The sequence below is a fragment of the Pseudomonas putida genome (genome assembly GCF_004357765.1).
GTDB classification, from domain to species: Bacteria; Pseudomonadota; Gammaproteobacteria; order Pseudomonadales; family Pseudomonadaceae; genus Aquipseudomonas; species Aquipseudomonas putida_U.
The window spans coordinates 89511-114674 of the sequence record NZ_SMTE01000017.1 but is presented as its reverse complement, the minus strand read 5'-3'; the positions used below and the strand labels follow the sequence as shown (position 1 = coordinate 114674).

The 25164-nt window shown below is 64.2% G+C and carries 25 protein-coding genes and 1 riboswitch; of the genes, 5 read left to right on the top strand and 20 right to left on the bottom strand.

Annotation, left to right across the window (positions count from 1 at the left end; genetic code table 11):
* Nucleotides 1-211: hypothetical protein (locus E2H86_RS26110; protein WP_207955650.1), on the top strand; the 211-nt coding region annotated here is incomplete at its 5' end.
* 85 nt (nucleotides 212-296) lie between these two features.
* Here the strand turns inward: E2H86_RS26110 and E2H86_RS22795 are convergent.
* The 18 genes from E2H86_RS22795 to E2H86_RS22710 form a co-directional block, all read right to left on the bottom strand.
* On the bottom strand, nucleotides 297-1478 hold the full coding sequence (locus E2H86_RS22795; RefSeq protein ID WP_133331782.1) for a glycoside hydrolase family 5 protein: 1182 nt from the start codon (nucleotides 1476-1478) through the stop codon (nucleotides 297-299).
* A gap of 110 nt (nucleotides 1479-1588) precedes the next feature.
* The gene (locus E2H86_RS22790) at nucleotides 1589-2317 is read right to left on the bottom strand and encodes an adenosylcobinamide-GDP ribazoletransferase (RefSeq protein WP_133331781.1); all 729 of its coding nucleotides are present in this window, start codon (nucleotides 2315-2317) and stop codon (nucleotides 1589-1591) included.
* Between the two features lies 1 nt (nucleotide 2318).
* The gene (cobC, locus tag E2H86_RS22785) at nucleotides 2319-2876 is read right to left on the bottom strand and encodes an alpha-ribazole phosphatase family protein (protein ID WP_133331780.1); all 558 of its coding nucleotides are present in this window, start codon (nucleotides 2874-2876) and stop codon (nucleotides 2319-2321) included.
* Nucleotides 2873-3928 carry a nicotinate-nucleotide--dimethylbenzimidazole phosphoribosyltransferase gene (gene cobT, locus E2H86_RS22780; RefSeq protein ID WP_133331779.1) on the bottom strand — a complete coding sequence of 352 codons (1056 nt, stop codon included), beginning with the start codon at nucleotides 3926-3928 and terminating at the stop codon, nucleotides 2873-2875. The genes cobC and cobT overlap by 4 nt, the downstream gene beginning before the upstream one ends.
* The gene (cobU, locus tag E2H86_RS22775; RefSeq protein ID WP_133331778.1) at nucleotides 3925-4446 is read right to left on the bottom strand and encodes a bifunctional adenosylcobinamide kinase/adenosylcobinamide-phosphate guanylyltransferase; all 522 of its coding nucleotides are present in this window, start codon (nucleotides 4444-4446) and stop codon (nucleotides 3925-3927) included. The genes cobT and cobU overlap by 4 nt, the downstream gene beginning before the upstream one ends.
* Before the next feature lies 1 nt (nucleotide 4447).
* Entirely contained in the window at nucleotides 4448-5902 is a 1455-nt protein-coding gene (locus E2H86_RS22770; RefSeq protein ID WP_133331777.1) for a cobyric acid synthase, read from the bottom strand.
* Nucleotides 5899-6891, bottom strand: a complete 993-nt coding sequence (gene cobD / locus E2H86_RS22765; RefSeq protein ID WP_133331776.1) for a threonine-phosphate decarboxylase CobD — start codon at nucleotides 6889-6891, stop codon at nucleotides 5899-5901. Before cobD ends, E2H86_RS22770 begins: the two co-directional genes overlap by 4 nt.
* Nucleotides 6884-7792 (bottom strand): adenosylcobinamide-phosphate synthase CbiB, encoded by a 909-nt coding sequence (cbiB, locus tag E2H86_RS22760; protein ID WP_133331775.1) that lies wholly within the window; start codon nucleotides 7790-7792, stop codon nucleotides 6884-6886. The genes cobD and cbiB overlap by 8 nt, the downstream gene beginning before the upstream one ends.
* Nucleotides 7789-8439 carry a 5,6-dimethylbenzimidazole synthase gene (gene bluB, locus E2H86_RS22755; protein WP_133331774.1) on the bottom strand — a complete coding sequence of 217 codons (651 nt, stop codon included), beginning with the start codon at nucleotides 8437-8439 and terminating at the stop codon, nucleotides 7789-7791. Before bluB ends, cbiB begins: the two co-directional genes overlap by 4 nt.
* Nucleotides 8436-9731, bottom strand: a complete 1296-nt coding sequence (locus tag E2H86_RS22750) for a cobyrinate a,c-diamide synthase (protein ID WP_133331773.1) — start codon at nucleotides 9729-9731, stop codon at nucleotides 8436-8438. Before E2H86_RS22750 ends, bluB begins: the two co-directional genes overlap by 4 nt.
* Nucleotides 9728-10339, bottom strand: coding sequence for a cob(I)yrinic acid a,c-diamide adenosyltransferase (cobO, locus tag E2H86_RS22745; protein ID WP_133331772.1), 612 nt, complete (start codon nucleotides 10337-10339; stop codon nucleotides 9728-9730). The genes E2H86_RS22750 and cobO overlap by 4 nt, the downstream gene beginning before the upstream one ends.
* Nucleotides 10340-10460: 121 nt before the next feature.
* Nucleotides 10461-10681: riboswitch (cobalamin riboswitch) on the bottom strand.
* Between the two features lie 82 nt (nucleotides 10682-10763).
* Nucleotides 10764-13316: a dermonecrotic toxin domain-containing protein gene (locus tag E2H86_RS22740; RefSeq protein WP_133331771.1), complete on the bottom strand. Its 2553-nt coding sequence runs from the start codon at nucleotides 13314-13316 to the stop codon at nucleotides 10764-10766.
* An 84-nt stretch (nucleotides 13317-13400) separates the two neighbouring features.
* The gene (locus E2H86_RS22735) at nucleotides 13401-15944 is read right to left on the bottom strand and encodes a dermonecrotic toxin domain-containing protein (protein ID WP_133331770.1); all 2544 of its coding nucleotides are present in this window, start codon (nucleotides 15942-15944) and stop codon (nucleotides 13401-13403) included.
* Nucleotides 15945-16069: 125 nt separating this feature from the next.
* Nucleotides 16070-16606 carry a C40 family peptidase gene (locus tag E2H86_RS22730; RefSeq protein WP_133331769.1) on the bottom strand — a complete coding sequence of 179 codons (537 nt, stop codon included), beginning with the start codon at nucleotides 16604-16606 and terminating at the stop codon, nucleotides 16070-16072.
* Between the two features lie 140 nt (nucleotides 16607-16746).
* Nucleotides 16747-17382, bottom strand: a complete 636-nt coding sequence (locus E2H86_RS22725; protein WP_133331768.1) for a C40 family peptidase — start codon at nucleotides 17380-17382, stop codon at nucleotides 16747-16749.
* A 126-nt stretch (nucleotides 17383-17508) separates the two neighbouring features.
* Nucleotides 17509-18213, bottom strand: coding sequence for a DnaA regulatory inactivator Hda (gene hda, locus E2H86_RS22720; RefSeq protein ID WP_133331767.1), 705 nt, complete (start codon nucleotides 18211-18213; stop codon nucleotides 17509-17511).
* 148 nt (nucleotides 18214-18361) lie between these two features.
* Complete coding sequence (locus E2H86_RS22715) at nucleotides 18362-19435, bottom strand: AI-2E family transporter (RefSeq protein ID WP_133331766.1); 1074 nt, start codon at nucleotides 19433-19435, stop codon at nucleotides 18362-18364.
* A gap of 12 nt (nucleotides 19436-19447) precedes the next feature.
* Nucleotides 19448-20506 carry a DUF2066 domain-containing protein gene (locus tag E2H86_RS22710; RefSeq protein WP_133331765.1) on the bottom strand — a complete coding sequence of 353 codons (1059 nt, stop codon included), beginning with the start codon at nucleotides 20504-20506 and terminating at the stop codon, nucleotides 19448-19450.
* Between the two features lie 337 nt (nucleotides 20507-20843).
* On the opposite strand from E2H86_RS22710, the gene purM reads away from it, so the two are divergent.
* The 4 genes from purM (at nucleotide 20844) to E2H86_RS22690 (ending at nucleotide 23631) form a co-directional block, all read left to right on the top strand.
* Entirely contained in the window at nucleotides 20844-21902 is a 1059-nt protein-coding gene (gene purM, locus E2H86_RS22705) for a phosphoribosylformylglycinamidine cyclo-ligase (RefSeq protein ID WP_133331764.1), read from the top strand.
* Nucleotides 21902-22555, top strand: a complete 654-nt coding sequence (purN, locus tag E2H86_RS22700) for a phosphoribosylglycinamide formyltransferase (protein ID WP_133331763.1) — start codon at nucleotides 21902-21904, stop codon at nucleotides 22553-22555. The genes purM and purN overlap by 1 nt, the downstream gene beginning before the upstream one ends.
* An 8-nt stretch (nucleotides 22556-22563) precedes the next feature.
* Nucleotides 22564-23274 (top strand): DUF3108 domain-containing protein, encoded by a 711-nt coding sequence (locus E2H86_RS22695; RefSeq protein ID WP_133331762.1) that lies wholly within the window; start codon nucleotides 22564-22566, stop codon nucleotides 23272-23274.
* A 174-nt stretch (nucleotides 23275-23448) separates the two neighbouring features.
* Nucleotides 23449-23631 (top strand): hypothetical protein, encoded by a 183-nt coding sequence (locus E2H86_RS22690; protein ID WP_133331761.1) that lies wholly within the window; start codon nucleotides 23449-23451, stop codon nucleotides 23629-23631.
* A 46-nt stretch (nucleotides 23632-23677) separates the two neighbouring features.
* On the opposite strand, the gene E2H86_RS22685 is transcribed toward E2H86_RS22690, so the two are convergent.
* Nucleotides 23678-24217: a DUF2058 domain-containing protein gene (locus tag E2H86_RS22685; protein ID WP_133331760.1), complete on the bottom strand. Its 540-nt coding sequence runs from the start codon at nucleotides 24215-24217 to the stop codon at nucleotides 23678-23680.
* A gap of 24 nt (nucleotides 24218-24241) precedes the next feature.
* Nucleotides 24242-25075, bottom strand: a complete 834-nt coding sequence (gene mazG / locus E2H86_RS22680) for a nucleoside triphosphate pyrophosphohydrolase (protein WP_133331759.1) — start codon at nucleotides 25073-25075, stop codon at nucleotides 24242-24244.
* Nucleotides 25076-25164: the final 89 nt, after the last annotated feature.

The window sequence follows — 25164 nt, the reverse complement described above, 5'->3', positions numbered from 1 at the left end:
ATCGCCCATGGTCACGGATGTTGCGATAGCTCAATTCGTTCAGGTAATTCCAGACAGTGTTAACCGACCGCGCCCACCCGCGCAGAACGGGCGCATGCCTGTCCTTGATGCGCAATTGGAGGGTTCTGGTGGTTTTCATTCTGGATTGGCCTTCATCCATATTGTTCAGCAAAATAGCGCGTTTTCCATGGTTTTCTCAAGGTTGGTCTAGTGGAGAATTCATTCGCCTCGCTATCCCTCCTCCCCGCACTAAAGTACGGGGTATCTCGCGGAGAAAACCGATGATCAGGCTGGAGTCAGTCAGCATCAAGGCGCTTGCGAATCGGCTCGAATTCAGGCGTCGCCCGGCGTGGCAAAGGGTCTGGGATACCTTGCTCGATCGCCTGCCAGTACCGCCAAGGCACCTTGGCCGAACCCAGTTCGTAGTCCATACCGTCCCAACTGTCCTCGCGGAAGCTGTAGAAAGCCCAATGCAGGCGGTTTCGCTCCAGCACTACCAGCACATCCTCCAGATACTGCCGACACCCCGGCAGACGCCGCATGCAGCCGAACTCACCGACCACCAGCCGCGATCGAGGCAACTTGACGGCGTCAGCCCAGGCCAGGGGCTGTTGCAGGTACTGTTCGACGCGTTGATCACCCCATACCTGCTGCCGACCGGCAAAAGGTGCCGGACCGGGATAGGCGATTGGGCGTTCGCGCGCCATGTTTGGCGCACTGGTGGCCGCATAGGGCTCGTACATATGGACGCTGTAGAGCACCCGGTCGTCGCTCATGGGGGCCGGCCAGTAACTGAAGGCATCCGCCGCTGCGAACCAGCCGGCGTCGAGCATGATCGGCGTGTGGCCGTCGACCTCACGGATCGCGGCGATCACCTGCCGGTATAAACCCGGCAGGTCGCGCGCACCGCCCTTTTCACCTGTGTACCACTGTTGCATGCGCTGGGCAGGCGCATGTTCGGCAAGGCCCCCCTGCTTTTCCGGTGCAGGTTCGTTGATCAGGTTGTAGGCGGCAATGGCGGGATGGTCCTTGAGCTCTGCGGCCAGATCGCGCCAGAAGGCGGCCGCCTGGAACCAATAGGCTTTGTCCTGCCACAAGCGGTCGTCGAAATTGCCGTCGTTGTTCTGTGACCAGCGCATGCCGGGCAGGGACAGCGGCGCGATGACGACCTTGAGACCGGCCTGGTGAGCGCGGTCCAGGGTGCCGCGCAACTGCTGCAGGTCGGCAGCCGGCACGCCTTGGTATTGATCGGCGTTGCCGAGCAGGAAATCACGTTGCGCAGGTTGCCATTTGTCATAGGACAGCCGCACCCAGGTGGCACCATAGCGACGCAGGGCGTCGAAGTAAGCTTGGTCGGGCGGCAGGCGATTGAAGCTGTTACCGCCGTGGCGCGGGGTGTTCCAGAAATCGATGAGGTCGGCGGCGAAAACGGGCATGGCCAGTAACGCCAGGTAGCCGGCGAGGATGAAGTGAAGCATGCGGGCCTCCCTGGCCACGGGACAAGAACGCCAAGGTTACCCACCCGCGCCCAGGCAGGCAGCGATTGAAGCATTGCCAGACATTACCGCTGCTGCGACACCAGCGGTCTTTACAGGGCCAACCCCAGCAGTACGGTGAGCTCCAGCAACTCCAGCAGCGCGCCCGCCGTGTCGCCGGTCGTCCCGCCGAGTCGCTGGCACATTGAGCGACGCAAGGCGAAGAATACGACGACCGCCGCCAACAGAGGGCCGACTACCGCCCACCCGCCCAGCACCAGGCAGCCCGTCGCGCTGGCGAGCAGTACCCAGCCGGCTGCACGACGCGGCAGGTGCTCGGCCAGTGCCTGCCCCAACCCGCCCTGGCGCACATACGGTGTGCCAAGGAACAAGCCAAGCATCGCCGCCCGCCCCACCACCGGTGCCAGCACCAACAACGCACCCGCCCCACGCTCGACCAGCACCCACAGGGCGCAGAACTTGAGCAGCAGGGTCAGCACCAGCGTCACCACGGCAATCGGTCCGCTGCGCGGATCCTTCATGATCCGCAGGGTCCGCTCACGGTCGCCGAAACCGCCGAGCCAGGCATCGGCAGCATCGGCCAGGCCATCGAGGTGCAAGGCGCCGCTGAGTCCTACCCAAAGCGTCAGCAGCAAAGCGGCCTGCAACGGCGCCGGTGCTCCTTGGAGCAGATGACTGGCCAGCCACAGCAGCACACCGAACAGCAGCCCCACCAACGGATAACACAGCAGCGAACGCCCCATGTCACGCGGTTCCGGCATGCCCGCAAGGCGCACCGGCAAGCTGCTGAGAAACTGCAGGGCTATCCAGAACGGCAGCATCTCATGCCTCCTCGATCAATGTGCCATCGGCCTGTACCCGCAGCCGTGCCAACGCGCCATGGCCGACCTGCACCTGCATCAGCTGAGCAGGTGGCAGACCACGGGCCTTGGCCAGCAACAGACGCATCACGCCGCCATGGGTCACCAGCAGCACACGCTTGCCGGCATGCTGTGCGGCCAGGCGGGCGACCGCCCCCTGCACACGCTCGGCGAACGCGGCGACCGGCTCGCCGCCAGGCGGCGTATAGCCATAGGGATCGGCCCAGAACCGCCCCAGCTCATCGGCCTGATCCTGCATGATTTGCAGCGCACTCCGGCCTTCCCATTCACCAAAATGCAGTTCCTGTAGGTCCGCGTCCGACTGCACGGGCAGGCCCAGGGTCTCGGCGAAGCGCGCGCAGCGCTGCAACGGGGAGCTGACCACGACCTGCCATGGCCCCGCAGCGGCCAGCGCTTCGCGCATCTGCTGCCAGCCCTTGGCGGTCAGCGCGTCGTCCAGGCTGCCGCGAAAGCCGCCGCCCAGCTCGGTTTCGCCATGGCGCAGCAGGTCGAGGATCATGCCGGGCGATCCGCCACCGCCGCCTCGGCGAAGGTCGCCATCTGCCCGTGCAGTGCACAGGCCAAGCGCATCAGTGGCACGGCCAGGGCCGCACCACTGCCTTCGCCCAGGCGCAGGCCCAACGCCAGGAGCGGTTCGGCCTGCAGGTTTTCGAGCAGCGCCTGATGCCCAGGCTCGGCGCCCTGGTGGGCGAACAGCAGCCAGGGCTGGCAATGCGGGTTCAGGCGCACCGCGAGCAGCGCGGCGACGCTGCAGATGAAACCGTCGACCAACACCGCGATGCCGGCTTGGGCGCAGGCCAGGTAGGCCCCGGTCAGCGCTGCGATTTCCAGCCCACCGACACAAGCCAGTGCCCGCAGCGGCTGGTCGGCTTGCAGCGCATGCAGCGTGCGCGCGCGCTCGATGACTTCGGCCTTGTGCCGTACTCCCGCCTGATCCAGACCAGTCCCCGGCCCGCTCAGAGCCAGCGCCGGACAGTCCAGCAGCACGCACGCCACAGCGGCGGCAGCGGTGGTGTTGCCGATGCCCATCTCTCCCCCGATGAACAACTGAGCCCCGCTTGCAGCGGCACGCAGCGCGCTGTCCCGCCCAGCCTGGAGCGCGGCCTGCAACTGCTCGTCGCTCATCGCCGGCTGGCGGGCGAAGTTGGCGGTGCCGGCCCCCAAACGCAGGTGCCGCACGCCTGGAAGGTCGAGGCCGAGGTCGATGGTACCCAGGTCGACGACATCGAGGCTGGCACCCAGTTCGCGGGCCAATACGCTGATGGCCGCACCACCGCCAACGAAGTTGCGCAGCATCTGCCCGGTGACCGCCTGGGGATAGGCGGAGATGCCCTCCTCCACCACGCCGTGGTCACCGGCGAACAGCGCGATCGCGACCCGCTCCAGGCTCGGCCGCTCGCAGCCTTGCAAGCCAGCCAGGCGCTCGGCCAGGCCTTCGAGCTGGCCGAGGGAACCGGCAGGCTTGGTCAATTGCCGCTGGCGCTCGCGGGCCTGCTGCAGGGCGGTTTGGTCAAGCGCTTGGCACGCGTCGCGCCACCAGGTCTGGGTCATAATGCGGGTCCTTTGAGCATGAGGGGCAGGCCGGCCACGGTCAGCACGACACGCTGGCAACGCTCGGCCACGGCCTGGTGCAGCCAACCGGCCTGGTCGATGTAACGGCGGGTCAGCTCGCCCATGGGCACTACGCCCAGGCCGGTTTCATTGCTGACCAGGATGAGGGTGCCAGGCAGTTGCTCCAGGCAGTCGAGCAGCGCATCACGCTCGCTGGCCAGGCGTTGTGGGTCTTCGAGCATCAGCAAGTTGGTCAGCCACAGGGTCAGGCAGTCGACCAACAGGCAGCGCCCTGCACCAGCCTCGGTGCGCAGCACGTGGGCCAAAGCCAGGGGTTCTTCGATCAGTCCCCATGTCGCTGGTCGACGCTGGCGGTGCAGGCGCACACGTTCATTCATTTCGCCGTCGAGCGGCTCGCTGGTGGCGATGTAGGTGACCGGCAAGCCACTGTCGCTGGCCAGTTGCTCGGCCAGACGGCTCTTGCCCGACCGGGCACCGCCGAGAATCAGGTTGCGCATCTCAGGCGACTCCACAGAGTTGGCGCAGCAGCGCGGTGTCCAGATGGTTTTCCACCAGGTCCGCAAGGCGTTCGATGTCGCGTTCGCGCAGGGCCTCGTAGTCGACCGTCTGCACATCCTCAAGGCCTGCCCAACGCAGCAGGGCTGCACAGGACGCACTGCCCTCGAAAAGGCCATGCAGATAGGTCGCGAGAATCTGCCCATCGGCGCTGATCGCACCGTCGCAACGTCCATCGGCAAGCTGTAAGGCAGGGTGTTCCAGCGCCGGGCCGCTGGTCACGCCAGCATGAATCTCATAGCCGGCAACCGCCGCTTTCTCCAGGTTCAAGGTGCCGGCGACGTTGCGCAGCTGCTTGTCGGCTTCCAGCACCGTGGCGTAGTCGAGCAGGCCAAGTCCAGGGCTGGACCCAGCCGGGCCTTCCAGGCCTAGCGGGTCGTGCACCTGGTGACCGAGCATCTGCAAGCCTCCACAGATGCCGATGAGCTTGCCGCCATAGCGAAGGTGCCGGGCGATGGCGCTGTCCCAACCGCGCGCACGCAACTGAGCCAGGTCACCGCGCACGCTCTTGGAGCCGGGAAGGATGATCAGGTCCGCCGGCGGAATCGGTTGGCCGGGGCCGATGAATTGCAGGTCCACCTGCGGATGCAGGCGCAATGGATCGAAATCGGTGTGGTTGCTGATGCGCGGTAGCACCGGGACGATCACCTTGAGCACCCGCTCACCCTTGACCGCCTGGCGCACGTCGATGGCGTCCTCGGCTTCCAGGTGCAGGTCGGTGACATATGGCAGCACGCCCAGCACCGGTTTGCCGGTGCGCTGTTCCAGCCAGTCCAGGCCCGGTTGCAGCAAGGCGATATCACCCCGGAAGCGATTGATGACGAAACCCTTGACCCGCGCCTGCTCGCTGGGCGAAAGCAACTCGAGGGTACCGACCAGGTGGGCGAACACGCCACCGCGGTTGATGTCGGCCACCAGGATCACCGGGCAGTCGACCGCCTCGGCGAAGCCCATGTTGGCGATATCGCCGGCACGCAGATTGATCTCGGCAGGCGAGCCCGCCCCTTCGACCATCACCACCGGAAAGGCGGCGCCCAGGCGCTGGTGCGACGCCAGAACCGCCTGCATGGCGATGGCCTTGTAGTCGTGGTAAGCCACTGCATTCATGCTGGTGACCGCACGGCCATGGATGATCACCTGGGCCCCGGTATCACTGTTGGGCTTGAGCAACACCGGGTTCATATCGGTGTGCGGCGCCAGCCGGCAAGCCTGGGCCTGCACCGCCTGGGCCCGGCCGATCTCGCCACCGTCGGCGGTAACGGCACTGTTGAGGGCCATGTTCTGCGGTTTGAACGGCACCACGCCGATGCCCTGGCGCAGCAGCCAACGGCACAGGGCGGTGACCAGCGTGCTCTTGCCGGCATCGGAGGTGGTGCCTTGCACCATGAGGGTGGTCATGCCGTTTCCTTCTGATAGGCGGCCAGCGCCTGGGCCAGGCGTCGTTCGTCCGCGTCGTTGGCGGGCAAGCCCAAGCGCAGCGCCGCAGGCTGCTCGAACAGCCGCACGAGGATGCCGCGGCGGGCGAGAAAATCATGCAACTGCGCGGCGCGTTCGCAGCGTACGTACTGGAACAGATCGCAGCCGCCGGCTGGCGCCAGGCCGTGCTCACGTAACAACGTGGCCAGGCGCTGGCTGGCTGCATTGCAGCGCACGATCTGGCGACCATGGGCGGCCTGATCGGCGAAACAGGATTGCGCCAGCACCCGGGTCGGGCCGCTGACGGTCCACGGCCCGAGCGCCTCGGCCAGACGCTGCAACAACGGCAGATCGGCGACCACGCAGCCCAGCCGCACCCCGGCCAGACCGAAGAACTTGCCGAACGAGCGCAACACGATCAGGCCCGGGCGTTCGGCGCAGTCGATCACGCTGAGGGCAGGCGTGTTGTCCATGAACGCCTCGTCGACCACCAGCCAGCCACCCCGCGCAGCCAGCCGTGCATGCCAGCCCAACAAACGCTCGCGCGCAACGCAGCGGCCAGTGGGGTTGTTGGGGTTGACCAATACCAGCACGTCGAGGCTGTCGATCGCTGCATCTACCGCGTCATCATCGAGTTCGACCAACCTGTGTCCGGCGCGCTGCCAGGCCAGTGGATGCTCGGCATAGCATGGCGACAGCACGCCGACCCGGCCCACGGGGCGTAGGGTCGGCAAAGCCTGGATCGCAGCCTGCGAACCAGCCACCGGCAACAACTGGCGGACGCCGTAGTAGCCCCGCGCCGCCTCTTCCAGGCCATCCTCGGTTTCCGGCAGGCGGGCCCACGCCTCCAGCGCAATCGACGGGATCGGGAACGGCCAGGGAGCAATGCCACTGGACAGGTCCAGCCAGTGCTCACGCGCGATGCCGTAATGCCGCACCGCCCGCAACAGGCGGCCACCGTGTTCAAGCATAGAGATAGCCTCCCAGCGCGATCAGCAGCAACCACAACCAAACGCCACGCTGTACCAGGGTCCAGCCACGCTCGATGGCGTCGGCGTCGGCCATCGGTCCCTCGCCCAGGCGCGGGCGCTCGTGCAACTCGCCGTGATACACCGCAGGCCCGCCCAGTTCGACCGCCAAGGCCCCGGCACCGGCTGCCATCACCGGTCCGGCGTTGGGGCTGTCCCACCGCGGCGCCTGCTGGCGCCAGCAGCTCAGGGCCAGACGGGTCTTGCCAAGCACCGCGTAGGTCAGCGCCACCAGCCGTGCCGGGACGTAATTGAGGACGTCATCGATGCGTGCCGCGCACCAGCCGAAACGCTCGAAGCGCTCGTTGCGATAGCCCCACATGGCGTCGAGGGTATTGCTCAGGCGATACAACACCACGCCGGGGGCGCCTGCCACCACGAACCAGAACAGCGCGGCGAATACCGCGTCGCTACCGTTCTCCAATACCGACTCGGTGGCCGCTCGCGCCACGGCGGGCTCGTCCAGCTCACGGGTTTCCCGGCTGACCAGATAGCCAACCCGCCGCCGCGCCTCCGCCAGATCGCCCAGGCGCAGGGCATTGGCCACCGGCAGCACATGCTCGCCCAGGCTGCGCAGCCCTAGGGCGCAGTACAACGCCAGCACGTCCACCAGCCAGCCGATACCGGGCAGCCAGGACAGGATCAACGCCACCAGAGTCAAGGGCACCACGGCCAGGAACCAGGCGCTCACGCCATGGCTGCGCCAGCCTCGCCCACCGGCATTCAGACGCCGCTCCAGGCTCGCGGCCAAGTTACCGAAGCCCACCAAGGGGTGACGCCGCTTCGGTTCACCGAGCAAGGCATCCAACGCCACCCCCGCAACGGTCAGCAAGGCCACGCTCATGGTTGCTCTCCCCAACGGTTTTCAAACAGCATGTCGCTCAGGGGCCTCTCTTCGGCCCACTGCTCCTGTACCAGCATGGGCGCGGCGTAGAATTCGTGGACCGGCCCCAGACACAGCACAGCCACCGGCTTGGCCCCGGCGGGCATGCCCAGCAGCTCGGCCAAAGCCTGCGGATCGAACAACGATACCCAGCCCATGCCCAGCCCCTCGGCCCGGGCTGCGAGCCAGAGGTTCTGGATAGCGCAGGCGAGCGAGGCCAGGTCCATTTCCGGCAGGGTGCGGCGACCGAAAATGTGCGCGTCGCGCTTGTCCATCAAGGCCGCCACCAACACTTCGGCGCAGTCATCGATGCCTTCGACCTTGAGCTGCATGAACGCGTCGGAGCGCTCGCCCAGTGCCTCGGCCGTGCGTACCCGCTCCGCTTCGACCAGCTCCTGGATGCGCCCGCGCAGCTCGCGCTGGCTGATACGGATGAACCGCCACGGCTGCATCAGGCCGACACTGGGAGCCTGGTGCGCGGCGGCCAGCAGTCGGTGGAGCACTTCAGGGGACACCGAACCTGCAGCGAAATGGCGCATGTCGCGACGCTCGCCGATGACCCGATAGATGGCTGCGCGCTCGGCGGCGCTATAGGCGTGCTCGCTCATGGTCGCAGCAGCGCCGCCGTCGCTTCGGGGCTGGAGGGGAAATAGAAGTGCACATACGAGGCAGTCAGGCGCCCCTGGCGATAGACCGCTTCGTTGCCACGCCCGCCATTCGGGCTCTGGCCGCGAGCGATCGGCTGCAGTTCGGTACTGGTCAGCGAGTGGTGGTAGGTGTGGCCCCGCAAGGTGCCTTCGGGCAATTCCACCGCTTGCAGAGCCAAGGCCGCCAGACGCTTCTGCATGGTCGCCTCGCCTGCCAGCAGGCCGAGCAGCTCAGCGCGCTCACCGGCCACATCGGTCAGTGCCTCGAGCAGGTAGAGCATGCCGCCACACTCCGCCAGCAAGGGCTTGCCGGCAGCGTGGTGAGCGCGTATCGCCTCGCTCATCGGCGCGTTGGCAGCCAGTGCGTGATGGTGCAACTCGGGATAGCCACCCGGCAAGTACAGGCTGTCGACCAATGGCAATTCGCGGTCGTGCAACGGCGAGAAGAATTCCAACTGCGCGCCCAACTGGCGCAACAGGTCGAGGTTGGCACCATAGGTGAAGGCGAACGCCTCGTCCCGCGCCACGCCGATGCGCACGCCGGTCAGCGAGGCGGCGAGCGCTTGCGGCTCGGGTTCGGCGAAGGCCACTGGTGGCGGCAGGGCAGCATCGCAACTGGCGCCGAGCGCTTCGGCGGCAGCGTCCAGGCGAGCATCCAAATCGTTGAGTTCGCTGGCCTGCACCAGGCCCAGATGCCGACTGGGCAACTCGATACCACGCTCGCGCGACAGCCCGCCATACCAACGCAGGCCTTCGGTCAGGCTGCCTTCGAGCAGTTGCGCGTGACGCAGGCTGCCGACGCGGTTGGCCAGCACCCCGGCAAACGGCAGATCGGCCTGATAACGGGCCAAGCCCAGGGCCAGGGCGCCAAAGGTCTGGGCCATGGCAGTGCCATCGATCACCGCCAGTACCGGCACGCCGAAATGCCGCGCCAGGTCGGCGCTGGACGGGGTACCGTCGAATAGGCCCATGACCCCTTCGATGAGGATCAGGTCGGCATCCCCCGCTGCTTCCCACAACAGGCGGCGGCTTTCCTGGGCACCGATCATCCACAGGTCGAGCTGATAGACCGGGGCGCCACTGGCGCGCTCGAGAATCATCGGATCGAGAAAGTCAGGCCCGCACTTGAACACCCGGACCTTGCGCCCGAGGTTTCGGTGCAGCCGGGCCAACGCCGCGGTGACGGTGGTCTTGCCTTGACCGGAGGCCGGAGCCGCGATCAACACAGCCGGGCAGTGACGCGCTTGGCTCACAGTTCGACGCCCTTCTGCGCGCGGATGCCGGCCTGGAAGGCATGCTTGAGCATGCCCATCTCGGTCACGGTGTCCGCCATGTCGATCATTTCTGGCTTGGCCGCACGACCGGTGACGATCACATGCTGCATGGGCGGACGGGCCTGGAGGTCGGCCAGCACCTGATCGAGATCGAGGTAACCATGCTTGAGGGCGATGTTCAGCTCGTCGAGCACCACGAACTGCACAGAAGGGTCCTGCAACAACTGACGCGAAACCGCCCAGGCCGCTTCAGCAGCGGCGATATCGCGCTGACGATCCTGGGTTTCCCAGGTAAAGCCTTCGCCCATGACGTGGTAGCGCACCTGTTCGGGGAAACGCCGGAAGAACAGCTCTTCGCCGGTGCTGTTGCGGCCCTTGATGAACTGCACCACACCACACTGCATGCCATGACCCAAGGCCCGGGCGAGCATGCCGAAGGCCGAGCTGCTCTTGCCCTTGCCGTTGCCGGTCAAGACCAGCAGCAGGCCGCACTCGTTGGGGGAATTGGCGATACGCTCGTCGATGACCGCCTTCTTGCGCTGCATGCGCGCCAAGTGGCGTTCGTCGCGTTCGGTGGATTCGCTCATCAGGGGTCTCCGCTGGCTGACGCCACGGGAAAAAGCGGCGACAGATCGATAGGCAGGCAAACGGAGAACGCGCAGGAGCCGCGGCCACGGGCCACGGTGCACCGCGCATCACCCTCCGTGATGCCGTTGGCAGTAACAGGCCGGTCTCCGGGCTCGTGAGTGGGAACGGGTCCCAGGCCTGCGCGCCTTCCCGGGTACCGCTACCCAGTGGCCATGCGCGACCATCATCTCACCTACCGTTGCGGGGGCAGCGCCGGAATCGCGCCTTGCTGGCGCCCACCGACTTCCCAGTTTCACCCTGCCCAGACAAGCTGGCAGGGCACCTGAAACACGCCGCGAAGGTTAGAGGGTTGCACCCGGAGCGTCAATCGAACACGGGTGAATCGGCCCACACCCGATCGCCCGCCCCGGTTGGCAGCGCCGATCAGGCGCCGAAAAAGCGCTCGACCAGTTCCGCGTCACCCAGGCGCTGGGTATAGGCCGCTTTGTCGAAGGCCTGACCGGTGCGCAATTCGTACACTACGGCATCCTGTGGCTTGGCCACCTGGCGTAACTTGACCTTGAGGAACCGATAGTCCACACCGGCGATTTCAGTCAGCGCCTCGATGCGAAAGTACGAGCCGGGCAAGAACAAGGTCTCCGACTCGAGACGGTTGGCCGAAAACGCCGTTATCGGTACCCCCTTGCTGTAGGCCCCCGCGGGCAATTCAAAGACCACCGAGGTGTCGTCGAACAAACCGGCCTGGCCACTGCTCGCCTGCTGCTCGGGGTCGGAGGCGAACTGCCGGACTTCGTACGGATTTTCAGTGAAGGACATCAGGTCGGTGTTGACCAAGGTGTCCCCCACCTGCAACGGCCCGCCGCGCAGCGCCTGGCCACTGGTGCCGCGCACCCCATGCCCCCCGCGGAACAGCGGCACCTGTGGGCTGGTTGGCAGCAATTCCATCGAGTCAGCGAGCTTGTTGAGGAAGGAGACTTCATCGGCAGCCGTGAAATCGCGCGTACCGTGGCGCAGATAGTCGTTGATCGAGTCGTCCGCCGTGTAGATCTCGATAAGCCCGTTGCGGTATTGGCCATCGAGCTTGTAGGTGTACTCGGGCACACCTTCATCATCGGCATAGCTGAAGCCTTCGCCATCGACGTGAAGGTCGCTTTCATGCTCCACCTGGGCAATCTGCTGCCCTTCGAGCAACGCTTCATGTCGCGCCAGAGCTGCATCGGACATGGCGACGCTGCGCGCTTCGTCGAGGCGCATGTACTCGTCCCAGAACGCAGACGGTTCGGCGCTGGACACTACCGGTGGCGACCCGCCGATCAAGCGCGGTGGCTCCAGCAAGCGCCATCGGCCCTGAGCATCCAGACGCACCGGACGCAGGGGGCCGAAGGCGAACGGATTGTCAGGGTCGACGATCAGCCAATGCTTGAGCTCATTGCTGTAACGCACACGGTAAGGCAGTCCGTCCAGTTCGATCCAGCAAGCGCCGTTGTCGCCGACCCGGATGCCACGCAACTCGTCGCTGCCAACCCACTTGTCGTCGAGGACTTCATTACCCTCCTGCCCCCGCAGGGCTTCCTGGGGCGAAGCGGCTTCGCTCCACTCGGCCAAAGAGACCTCCGCTTCATGAAACGGCGACATGTAGGCAACGGAAGCATGGCTGGCCAGGGTCGCAGCGTTCATTTCCACCATGCTCAAGGTGACGAAGATCGCATCCATGATGGCCGCGCGGAGACTGGCGTTGCGCTCGCGCAGCGTGCGCGCCTGGGTGACCAGGTCGAGGTCGACCGCCAGCTTCAGTGTGCCCAGCGCAGCGCCGGCCAGACCCAGACCACCCAGCAGGGGCGCGAAGTAGCAGGCAAAGCGAATCCCGACGGCGAGGTAGCCGCTGAACATCGCTTCGCGCAAGCGGTGGTTGTCGGTGATCATTTCAGCGGTGCGGCGCATGTTCTGCGCGGCATCCGCTGCTAGCTTGGCGAACAGACCTCCGCTAACCGGCCTGCAGCGCGCCTGGATCAGCGCCCACGCGCTGACGTCGTCGGCGCTGTCGGCCAACTGCCGCAGTGCGGTACGGGCAACATCGGTATCGACATCCAGGCTTGGATCAGGTGCCACCTGTTGCAGTACCTGATCGAAGCCTGCCGGCGTCTGCAAGCGCAGACGCAGCCAATGCGCAAGGTCGTTGCCGCTGGCAAAGGCGCGCAGTGGTTGGCGGTCGTAGGGCATGTACCACACCACGCGCCCCTCGGCACCGTGCAACAGGTAGAACCCGGCAGTGCCCAGGGCGGTGCCCGGGTAAGCATTGACCGACCAAAGACCGGCGCTGGCGCCTGAGCGCAACAGCGCCATCGTCGGCACCAGGCTGGCATCGGTGAACGCTTGCGCCACCTCGGCACGCAGGGCATCGGCATCCTCGCTGCCGATCAAGCCGTCGCGCTGGGCAGCCTTGCACTGGGCAAGCCAGCTGACCTTGGCCAGCAATTGGAAGCCCTGGCCATGGGCGACCCAGAATGCGTCAACCTGCTCGCGGACCTGCTGGCCGAAATCCAGCGCCCAGAAATCGTGCTGAACATCCCGCCCCAGCAGCGGTACTTCATTGTGCTCGTCGAAGGCGGTGGCATCGGGCCCCTGACGATAGAAACCGCCATACAGCTCGAGCTCGTCGCTGGCCTCCTGAAAGCCCGGGGAGAAGCGCTCGATCATCAACTCGGTAAAGCGCAACGACTTGATCGGCCGCTGATAGTGGACGAAACCGGTGAAACTGCGCGGGCTCGAGACGGCCGTATTGAATTGGTGCCACCACACATGATCCGGATCCCATTGCTTACCGGTGTGGCGTTGCAGGATCGTGCGGGCCTGACGACGGGCGAGGGTCAGGGGCTCGGGGTAGTCACGCAGCAGGTCGTCCGCGAGCTTGGCAAGCTCACGCGCACACCCCATTACCTTGAGGTTGTGCCGCAACCCAGCTAGAACATCCAGCATGATCGTCTCCAAGAACATTGAAAGGAGACGACATGCTGACCAGCCCCACGCCCGAGGAGGCGTTAGATAGTTAGGGCGCTGCCTTCAGGCCGGAAAAAACCGATCGGCCAATGCCTGCACGCGCAGCCTGAGGCTGAACAGCGCCTTGTCGAACAACTCGCCGGTGCGCAGATCGTAGACCGGCCCGGCGGCCGGCTTGGGAATCTCGCTCAGCGATACCAGGATGAAACGATAGCCCTCTCCATACACCTGCTTGAGCGCCTCGACACGAAAGTAGTGGCCGGGCAGGAACAGGGTTTCCGCTTCGTCCCAGTACATTGAGAACGCGCTGATCGGTGTGCCGCTCTGGTAGTGCCCGGCGGGCAACTCGAAGATCACAGAGCTGTCATCGAATCGCCAATGTTGCTCGCCCTCGTTGATCAACTCGGCAGCGAAACCCGGAGCCATGTAGGGGTTCTCGGTGAAGGAGGTGAAGTCGGTATTGATCAGCACGTCGCCGACACCAACCCGACCGTCACGGAAATGCAACCCGCCCGTACCTCGATGGGTACTGCCACCTCTGAACAGCGTGACTTCATTGTTGCTTGGCAGCTCCTGCAAGGTATTGGCCAGATCCCTGATGTAATCGTCCTCGTCACCATAGCGATAGCTGCCTGTGCGGAACACATCGTTGATTTTTGCATCGCTGTCGGTGTAGTACTCGATCAAGGCATTGAAATAGCGCCCATTGGCGTCACGATAGCTGTACTCCGGGACGCCATCCTTCATCAGGCAATCCAGACCGTGGCTGTCCAGGTCCGGTACCTGAGTTGGGCTCATCGTGGTGATAGTGGCGTCCTTGAGCAAACGCTTCTGGCGACCCAGGGCGCGGGCCGACACGGTTTGACTGCGGGTACCATCGAACTTGACGTATTCGTCCCAAAGCGCCGACTGCTCGCTGGGCAGAACCGTGTTCTGCGGCGGGCTGACGCCAGCCAACGCCGGTCGCTCGAGCAACTGCCACTCGCCATTGCCATCGAGCTTCACTGGCCGTAACGGCGCGAGCGCGAAAGGGTTGTCTGCCGGCACGATCAACCAGGTTGCCAGGTCCTGGCTGTAGCGCACGCGGTAGTTCAAACCGTGCATGGCGATCCAGGTACTGCCATCGGAGCGCACCTGGATGCCCTGGAGGGGGCCTTCGCTGATCCGCTCCGCCAGCAGCAGTTCGTTGACGTCGATGTCCGCCAGCAACAGGTTCGGCGATGCGGCCACCCGCCACTGGCCAAGCGAGGCATGGGCTTCATGCATCGGCGCCTGAAAAGCCAGCAGGGCGAAGCTGGACTGGAAGCCGAGATCGGACAGGTACAGCGCACCGAACAGGCTTTCGAGCATGGCCTGGCGTAAGGCATCCTTGCGCGCTTGCGCATCCCTTGCACGGGCTGCGGCATCGACGTCGAGCGCCACCTTGACGAAGGTTGCGCCGAGTATGGTCAGTGCGACAGGCCATCCCAAGGGCGCGAACCCGGCGAACACGTTGAGAAACGCCGAGAGGTAACCGCGCAGCATGGCCTTGCGCAGGTCATCGTTGGCGAGCATGTCCCGGCCATTGCTCACCAACTCCTGGCTCGCTTGCTCGGCCATGTGGGCAAAAAGACTGCCCTGGAGCGATCGCTGCCTGAACTGCAAGACCGCCAAGGCACCGTCGTCCGTTCGGCTGTTGGCCAGGCTGCGCAAAACCCCTTTGGCTTCGACGAGGCGAGCCTGATCCCGCAGATCTTCCACCGCCGCCTCGGCGTAGGCGGTCAGCATATCTTCGTCACGCAGCTCCTGGCGCAACCACTTCACCATCGCCATCTCGTCGGCGAACCCGCGTAAGCCATCCACCGCCCAGGGTCGCCACAGCAGACTGCGACCATCATTGGCCTGCAAGGTGAAAAAACAATCCCGGCCCTGGCTGACCAACTCGCAGGACTTTATCGTCAGCTCCGTCGACAGACTTTGCTCACGCAGCTGCTCGACCGTCGGCATCTGCCGCGGCGCCAAACCGGCGATCACCAGGTTACGCAGGCGTGCCAGGTCGGTCGTGCCGATACGCCCTGCCCGGCCGGCCCGCTCGCCATGGGCGAGCAACGTGACCTTGGCGAGCACGCGAAACTCGTCGCCATAAGTGGCGATGAATTGCTCGACCGTACTCCGGTACTGCGCGGCGAAGTCCAGCGCCCACAGATCCTGCTGCACCGCGCTGCCAAGCATGGCGACCTCGTTGCGCTCGTCGAATACCCTGGCATGGGCGCCCTGGCGATAGAAGCCGCCATAGACGTCTAGTTCGTCGGGCGCATATTGAAAACGCAGGTCGAAGCGCTGAATCACCAGCTCGACCAGACTGATCGACGCTACTGGCGACCCACTGTGCTGCCACCCGGAGAACGTGCGATTACTGGTTTGCGCAGTGTCGAACTGATGCCACCAGACAAAGCGTGGGTCGATCTTCCTGCCGGTGTGCTTGAGTAATAGGCGCTTGGCGTGCTCGTTGGCCGCCACGAATGGGTCCGGATAGCTTTCGAGCAGTCGGTCGATCAAATCGACCAGGGCCTTGCCATTCCCCAGAGCCTGGAAGTCATGCTGCACGCGCGCTGTTGTTTCGGTCATGTACTACCCCGATGTCGTTATCGAGCGCACATGCTTGCAGCGCACGCCTTCGACAGGCGGTACATGGCTACGACCTATCGCCGAAATCCTGGCGACGGGTCATGGTACAGGGGCATGCCGGCCAGTCAGGGGTTCTGTGCCAGGTGCCCCGAAGGAATCACGCGCTTGGCCTGCAGGTAGGCCTTGGACCAGTAGCTGTTGGAGAGGTAGTCCAGACGCACGGTGCCGCCTGAGGAAGGCGCATGGACGAAGCGGCCTTCACCCACGTAGATGCCGGCATGGCTCACCTGCGAACCGCCATTGGTGGCGAAGAACACCAGATCGCCCGATTGCAGCGCATTGAGCGGCACGCTTGGCGCACGCATGACGATCATGTCCCGGGTGGTACGGGGCAGGCTGATGCCAGCGGCATCACGGTAGACATAACCGATCAGACCGCTGCAGTCGAAGCCGGCATCCGGCGTATTGCCGCCCCAGCGGTACGGCGTGCCGACCAGACCGATCGCGCGGATCAGCACGTCGGCCGCCACCGGCGAGGCCTCGGCCTGGCTGTTGTAGCTGACCTGCGGCTGCACCACCGGCGCGGGTGCAGGGGCACGACTGGAACAGGCGGCAAGCAGTGCCGCCAGGGAGAGAATTGCAAAACGCGCCATCATCGCCATGGCCAAAGCATCCTGTCTGAGACCGAACGGCCGCAGCCGAAAAGAGTTGAGAATTTAGATTAGACGCTTTCTGTAAATGCGCACGGCGGCGAGCTTTTTTTCAAAGCATCGCCGCCGTGGGAGGATATATCAATTTGATATCAGTTGCGCGCGATATTGGTCGGCGCCATGGCCAAGGCACGCTTGGCCTCGATGAACGTCTTGCTCCAGTAGCGATCACCGAGATTATCGATGCGCACGCCACCGCTGCGGCGGCTGCTGGAATGGATGAACTGGTTGTCACCCAGGTAGATACCGGCATGGCTGACGCGGCCGCGGCCATTGGTGCTGAAGAACAGCAAGTCGCCTGGCTTGAGTTTGTTGCGGGCCACTTTCGGGGCATCGACGTTGATCATTTCGCGGGTCGAGCGCGGCAGGGTCATGCCGGCTTCTTCACGGAACAGGTAGCCGATGAAACCGCTGCAGTCGAAACCCGATTTTTCCGAGGTACCGCCAAAGCGGTAGCGGGTGCCGATCAACGACATGCCGCGCTCGAGAATGCTGTCGGCCAGTGCCGGCAACTGGTAGGGCTTGCTGCTGGAGAATGCTTGGAGGTCATCGTCAGTGGCCACTTCCTCTTCGCCGAAGACGGACGAAGCAGGCGGGCTGACCTTGGCGGCCGCTTGAGCGGTGACCGAGGGGTGATCTGCAGGTTGCGAAACCGGGCCCTGGGAGGCGCAGCCGAACAGCAGAGTCACGAGTGCGAGTGGCACGAGGGGTGCGAAGCGCTTGAGCATGGGCACGACCGTGTCTGTAATCCTTTAGAAGGATGCGACTATGCCTTCTATCAGGATCATTTGCAAATTTTATCGAAAAAGATGTGACTTTTTCTGTTTGCGGCTGCAGCCCAGGTTTTCCGGGGCCTACCAGCCCAGTGTTTCCTTGAGGAAAGGGATGGTGAGCTTACGTTGCGCCTGCAACGATGCCTGGTCGAGACGCTCGAGCAAGTCGAACAACGCACTCATGCTGCGCGTCCCTCGGGTCAGGATGAAGTGCCCCACCTCATCGGTCAGGTGCAGGCCGCGCCGAGAGGCACGCAATTGCAGGGCGCGAAGCTTGTCCTCATCGGACATACCGCGCATCTGGAAGATCAGTGCCAGGGTCAGCCGGGACTTCAGGTCGGCGAGCTTGATCGGCAACTCCCGGGGCGAACTGGAGGCGGCCAGCAGCAGCCTTCGACCGCTGTCACGCAAGCGGTTGAACAGATGGAACATGGCCTCTTCCCAATCGGCTTTGCCGGCGATGACATGCAGGTCATCGATGCACACCAGTTCGTACTGCTCCAGGTGATCGAGCAGTTCGACACCGCGATCGAGCAACTGCGCCAATGGCAGGTAGACGGCCGGTTCGCCCAGTTGCTGGAAGCGGTGGGTGGCTGCTTGCAGCAAGTGGGTACGACCGACGCCCTGTTTGCCCCAGAGATAAATCAGGCTTTCGGTCCAGCCGGCATCGGCCTCGCATAACCGCTCGACATAGCCCAACGCCGCGGCATTGGCGCCCGGATAATAGTTGATGAAGGTGGCGTCATCGCGTAGACGCACACCCAGGGGCAACTGGATCGGTTTCATGCTGACGGGCGGTCGGGGGGACCCTTGCTGAACAGTGTGCAAAGTCTATACCTGCAGCGCGGGCGGCACAATCGCACAGGCGCAGACCCCAAGGAAAATCAACGAGTTGCGCCAAGATCCGCAACCGCTGGGAGTCCCCCCCGGCTCGTTAGAGTTCCGGGTCCACATCTCCGGCATACATGTCCGAGTCTTTGTACAGCCCGTGCACATGGCGCAGCAGCACCATGATCACCGCCGCCACCGGCAGCGCCAGCAGCACCCCGGTGAAGCCGAACAGCTCGCCGCCGGCCAGGATGGCGAAGATCACCGCCACCGGGTGCAGACCGATGCGGTCGCCCACCAGCAGGGGCGTCAGGACCATGCCTTCAAGGGCTTGGCCGACCATGAACACGGCGACGATACCCAGCATCGGGTACAGGTCGCCGCCGAACTGGAACAAACCGGCCACCAGGGCTGCGCCGATGCCGATGATGAACCCCATGTACGGTACGATCGCCGCTAGCCCGGCGAGCATACCGATCAACAGCCCCAGCTCCAGGCCAACCAACATCAGGCCGGCAGAATAGATGAAGCCCAGCGCGACCATCACCAGCAGTTGCCCGCGCACGAAAGCGCCAAGCACTTCATGGCATTCCCCTGCCAGACCCACCACTCGCTCTTCACGATGGCGAGGCAACAGGCTGCGCAGCTTGGCCATCATCAGGTCCCAGTCGCGCAGCAGGTAGAACCCCACCACCGGGATCAACACCAGATTGGCCAGCCAGGCCATCAGGGCCAGGCTCGATGCCGTGGCATGGGACAACAGTACACCGACGATATCGGTAGTCTGCCCCATGTGCGCGCCGATCGCTTCCTTGATCTTGTCGAACTTCCAGAAGCCATCGGCCAGCCCGAGGCGGCTCTGGACCCATGGCAGGGCCACGTGCTGCAGCCAGTCGAGCATCTGCGGCGCCAGCTCGTAGAGGCGCAGCAGCTGCCTGGCCAGCATCGGGATGAGCACCAGCAGCAAGGCCAGCAACACCAGTGTGAACAGACCGAATACCACGATCACACCCCAGGTGCGCGACAGGCCCATGCGCTCCAGGCGGTCGACCAACGGGTCGGCCAGGTACGCCAGGAGAATGCCCACCAGAAAAGGTGACAGGATGTTATGCAGGCTGTACAGCAGTGCAGCCAGCAACAGGGCGATACCCAGCCAGATCCAACGGCGCGAATCCATCATGCTCGGCTCCCCTTACCAGCGAAAACGCAAGCCATCGAAGGGCTTGGGCGGATTCGACGGCGGTTCGCTGCCTGGGGCCGGGGTGACCTCCGGCACAGGGCTGGGAGTGGATACCGACTCGGCCGGGGCTTCCTGAAGCTTGGCCAGACTCAACTGGGCCCGTAGTTGCTCACGGTTGGCGGTCACGCCGTAGGTCAAGGTATTGCCCTCGGCCATCTGCAGGCGCGGCCCGTAAGGCTCGAGCACACGCCCCAGCTCGGCGTAACGCTGCAGGTTGACGCCCTGGAACTGCACCTGCAGTTCGCCGCTGGCACCGGGCTTGGTCACGTAGCGCGGTGCCAGGCGACTGCTCACGGCCAGCATCACGGCATCGGCCAGGGCCGCGGGATCAGAGCCTTCGGCGTTACCCTGTTCGTGCTGGTCGCCGAGCCACAATTGCCACTTACCCTGCCACTTGCCGTCCGCTTCACGGGCATGCACAGCCAGCAGCGCATCGGCGGCGTAACGCTCGGACGCGCTGCGCAGGGGGGCCACGTCGCTGCCTTCAAGTTGCTCGGCATTGGCCACCAGTTGCTCTTGCAGGTCAGCCAGCGGCAGGCGCAGTGGCAACCCGCGGTGCTGGGCTGCGCGGCGCAGGGGTTCGGCACTGGACTGGCCGTCGCCCACCAGGGTGCTACCTTCGACGGTATCGTTCAGCCACCAACCGATGATCGACGGTCGGTTGCTCCCCCACAATGCCAGGCCGGCCTGGCGCAGGGCGCGCTCGGTGCTCCCGGGATCGAACTCCACCATCAGCGATTCAGGCGGGCCGGCGTCGGTCCCGACCTGGTTGATGATCTGTTGCGGGTCCTTGCGCAATGCCGCCAACGCCGGACTCTGCACCGCCTTGGGGTCACCGGTCAGGCGCAGTACGAGGGTTTCCAGGGCTTTGCCGGTGGCCTGGGTACGTGCCTCGGCGCCTTGGCCATCGAGTGGCTCACGAACTTGATAAAGACCGGGGACGGTTGCAGCTTGCGTGGCGACGCTGGCCAGGGCCAGGCATACAGCTACCGAGATGTTGATAAAGCGCATGGGGAATTCCTGTCCGGGTGACTAATGGCGCGGGGCCCGTCGTGCTGGCTGTGACCGCCGACGAAGCGAAACGCTCCCCTTGGGCGGGCATTTCGTGCCGCAGCCTTTCCTATACCTTATACAGCCACCCGGGCGGCAACCAGTCGCAGCCCTGCAAAGCGCCTTATTTCATGTTTTGATGGCCTGCCCGTCGGCCTGAGGATGGCCGCTGCACGGCAACCCTGATAAAATCGCGCGCCTTCACAGACCTCTGACGTTTCAGGCAGCCGCCGCTTCAATGCCGGCCTTGGCCGTCGCGGTCGTTTTTAGAATCCCTCCCTCCTAAAGGCCTGGATCAATGAGCAAGCAACCCTCCCTGAGCTACAAGGACGCCGGTGTAGACATCGACGCCGGCGAAGCACTGGTCGAACGCATCAAGGGCGTCGCCAAGCGCACCGCACGCCCTGAAGTCATGGGTGGCCTGGGTGGCTTCGGCGCCCTCTGCGAGATCCCGGCCGGCTACAAGCAGCCGGTGCTGGTCTCCGGCACCGACGGCGTCGGCACCAAGCTGCGCCTGGCGCTGAACCTGAACAAGCACGACAGCATCGGCCAGGATCTGGTCGCCATGTGTGTCAACGACCTGGTGGTCTGCGGCGCCGAGCCGCTGTTCTTCCTCGATTACTATGCCACCGGCAAGCTCAACGTCGACGTGGCTGCCACCGTGGTCACCGGCATCGGTGCCGGTTGCGAACTGGCCGGCTGCTCGCTGGTCGGCGGTGAAACCGCCGAAATGCCGGGTATGTACGAAGGCGAAGACTACGACCTGGCCGGCTTCTGCGTCGGCGTGGTGGAAAAAGCCGAGATCATCGACGGCTCCAAGGTCGCCACTGGCGACGCGCTGATCGCTCTGCCCTCCTCGGGCCCGCACTCCAACGGCTACTCGCTGATCCGCAAGATCCTCGAAGTCTCGGCCACCGACATCGAGAACACCCAGCTCGACGGCAAGCCGCTGACCGACCTGCTGATGGCCCCGACCCGCATCTACGTCAAGCCGCTGCTGCAACTGATCAAGAACACCGGCGCGGTCAAGGCCATGGCTCACATCACCGGTGGCGGCCTGCTGGACAACATCCCGCGCGTGCTGCCGAAAAACGCCCAGGCAGTGGTCGACGTGGCGAGCTGGCAGCGCCCGGCGGTATTCGACTTCCTGCAGGAAAAAGGCAACGTCGACGAACACGAAATGCACCGTGTGCTGAACTGTGGCGTCGGCATGGTCATCTGCGTCGCCCAGGATCAGGTCGAAGCCGCCCTGGACGAACTGCGCGCCGCCGGTGAGCAGCCATGGGTCATCGGCCACATCGCCGAGGCAGCCGAAGGTGCCGCCCAGGTCGTGCTGAACAACCTCAAGGCACACTGATGCCGAGCACGCCTTGCAACGTAGTGGTACTGCTGTCGGGTTCCGGCAGCAACCTGCAAGCCCTGATCGACAGCAGCAGCGCCGAGAACAGCCCGGTACGCATTCGCGCGGTGGTGTCCAACCGCGCCGACGCCTATGGCCTGCAGCGAGCCGCAGCCGCCGGCATCGACACGGTGGTGCTCGAGCACGCCGGGTTCGATGACCGCGAAGCCTTCGATGCCGCCCTGATGGCGCACATCGACGGCTTCGCTCCGGATCTGGTGGTGCTCGCCGGCTTCATGCGTATCCTCAGTGGCGGTTTCGTACGCCACTACCAGGGCCGCCTGCTCAACATCCACCCGTCATTGCTGCCCAAGTACAAGGGCTTGCATACCCACCGTCGGGCACTGGAGGCAGGCGACGTCGAGCACGGCTGCAGCGTACACTTCGTCACCGAGGAACTCGATGGCGGGCCCCTGGTCGTACAGGCAGTGGTACCCGTGGCGCCTGGCGACACAGCCGACAGCCTGGCCCAGCGCGTCCACCATCAGGAACACCAGATCTACCCACTGGCGGTGCACTGGTTTGCCCAAGGACGCTTGCGCCTGGGCGAACAGGGTGCGTTACTGGACGACCAACCGCTGCCGGCCAGTGGTCATTTGATCCGACCCTAGGAGAATTTATGCGTCGCGCCCTGCTCTTGGCTCTCGCCGTGCTCGCCCTGCCCCTCCAGGCAGCTGAACTGAAGCCTTTCTCGGCCAGCTACACCGCCGACTGGAAGCAGCTGCCCATGAGCGGTACCGCCGAGCGCAGCCTGGTCAAGAATGCCAACGGTACCTGGGACCTTAATTTCAAGGCTTCCATGATGATCGCCAGCCTGACCGAGCAAAGCACCCTGCGCATGGAAAACGACACCCTGCTGCCGCAGAAGTACCACTTCGAGCGCGGTGGGCTGGGCAAGGCCAAGAAGGTCGACCTGGACTTCGACTGGTCGAGCAAGAAGGTCACCGGCAAGGACCGTGGCGATGCCATCACCCTGCCACTCAACCGCGGCGTGTTGGACAAGTCGTCCTACCAACTGGCCCTGCAGCATGATGTCGCTGCCGGCAAGAAGAGCATGACTTACCAGGTCGTTGACGGTGATGAGATCGACACCTACGACTTCCGTGTACTGGGCACCGAGAAGGTGACCACCAAGACCGGCCAGGTCGATGCGGTCAAGGTCGAGCGCGTGCGCGATCCGAGTCAGAGCAAGCGTATTACCGAGCTATGGTTCGCCAAGGACTGGGACTATCTGCTGGTGCAGTTGCGCCAGGTCGAGACCGACGGCAAGGAATATGTGATCGTGCTGCAGGACGGCACCGTCGATGGCAAGTCGGTCAAAGGCAACTGAGCCAAACCTGCTACAACCCCGAAGCCCCGCCTTGTGCGGGGCTTTTTGCTGCATGGGCCAGGGTTCCATGAAACTTGTTTCATGGCCGTTTCACTTACTTAGGCTGCTAACAAACTCTATAAAGGGATTGTGCGACACAGTGTCGCAGCCAACCTCAAGCAGTGGAGTTTAACGATGACTGTCCATGTAACTGAACGCGACGAATCGAAAATGTCCCACGAAGGCGTGGCCGCTGGCGTGCGGATCTGGGATGTGCACCAACAAGGCGAATTGGTGGGGATGTTCCACAGTGAACAGGAAGCCCATCTGTACCGTGCAGAACTCGAAGAGCTGGAAAGCCAGCGCGCTACGCAATAACACAGACTTTGCAAAGAAAACCCCGCTCAGGCGGGGTTTCTCGTCTTTACCACATCAGGTCGTCCGGGATCTTGTAGGCCGCATACGGATCGTCCTCGTCCGCTTCCTCGACATGGGTGTTGAGCAGCAGGATGCGATTGGGATCGCGCTCCTGGATCTTCACCGCCGCCTCACGCGGAATCACCTCGTAGCCGCCGCCGTGAGAGACGATGGCCAGCGAACCGTTGCTCAGTTTGCTCCGCATCAACGCGTTGACGGCAATGCGCTTGACCTTCTTGTCGTCGACGAAGTTGTAGTAGTCCTCGGTGGTCAGCTTGGGCAGCCGGGTCGCTTCGATCAGTTGCTTGATCTGCGCGGCACGGGCTTTCTGCTCGGCTTTTTCCTGCTGCTGGCGGTTCAGTTCCTGGTCACGCTTGGCCTTTTCGGCCATGGCTTCCTTGGCCAGACGTTGCTGGGTGTCGTCTACCTCGACCTGGCCTTTGTGCTCCAGGCGTTTTTGTTTCTTCTCGGCCTTGTTGGCCTGGGAAACCTGTTTCTGGTTGACCAGACCGGCTTTGAGCAATTGGTCGCGAAGGGAAAGGCTCATGTTTTCACTCACTTATGCATCAGCTCAGCCGCAGCTGGGCAGGTTCTTTTCCTGACGCTTGGCTTCTCCCCAAAGGGCATCCAATTCGTCAAGGTTACAATCTTCGATCGGTCGGCCGCTGTCGCGCAACGCCTGTTCGATGAAGCGGAAGCGTCGCTCGAACTTGCGATTGGCTCGACGCAGGGCATTTTCCGGATCGTGCTTGAGGTGACGGGCCAGGTTGACGGTGGCGAACAGCAAGTCGCCGAGCTCGTCTTCGAGGGCATCGCTGTCACCAGCGGCCATGGCCTGCAAGACTTCGTCGAGCTCCTCGCGGACTTTGTCCAGCACCGGCAGGGCGTGCGGCCAGTCGAAACCGACCGTGGCCGCACGCTTCTGCAGTTTTGCCGCACGCGACAACGCAGGCAAGGCGGCCGGCACGTCGTCGAGCAGCGAAAGCTGTTCGGGGGTGCTTTTTTCGGCGCGCTCCTCGGCCTTGATCTCTTCCCAGCGCGACTTGACCTGGGCCTCGCTCAGGCTGGGCGTATCCAGCGGCGCGTAGAGTTCGCCGGTGGGAAATACATGGGGGTGGCGGCGGATCAGCTTGCGGGTGATGCCGTCGACCACGCCGTCGAACTCGAAGCGCCCCTCCTCCCGCGCCAGCTGGCTGTAATAGACCACCTGGAACAGTAAATCGCCAAGCTCACCTTGCAGGTGCTCGAAATCGCCACGCTCGATGGTATCGGCCACCTCGTAGGCCTCTTCGAGGGTGTGCGGGACGATGCTCGCGTAGTTCTGCTTCAAGTCCCATGGGCAGCCATGCTGCGGATCGCGCAGGCGAGCCATGAGGTGCAGCAGGTCTTCGAGGGTGTAGGTCATGTAAGCAGGTCCTTCAGTGACAACCTCTTCGCGGGGCAAGCCCGCTCCCACCGTTACCCTGCTTGAACCAGGGTGCATTCCACCTGTGG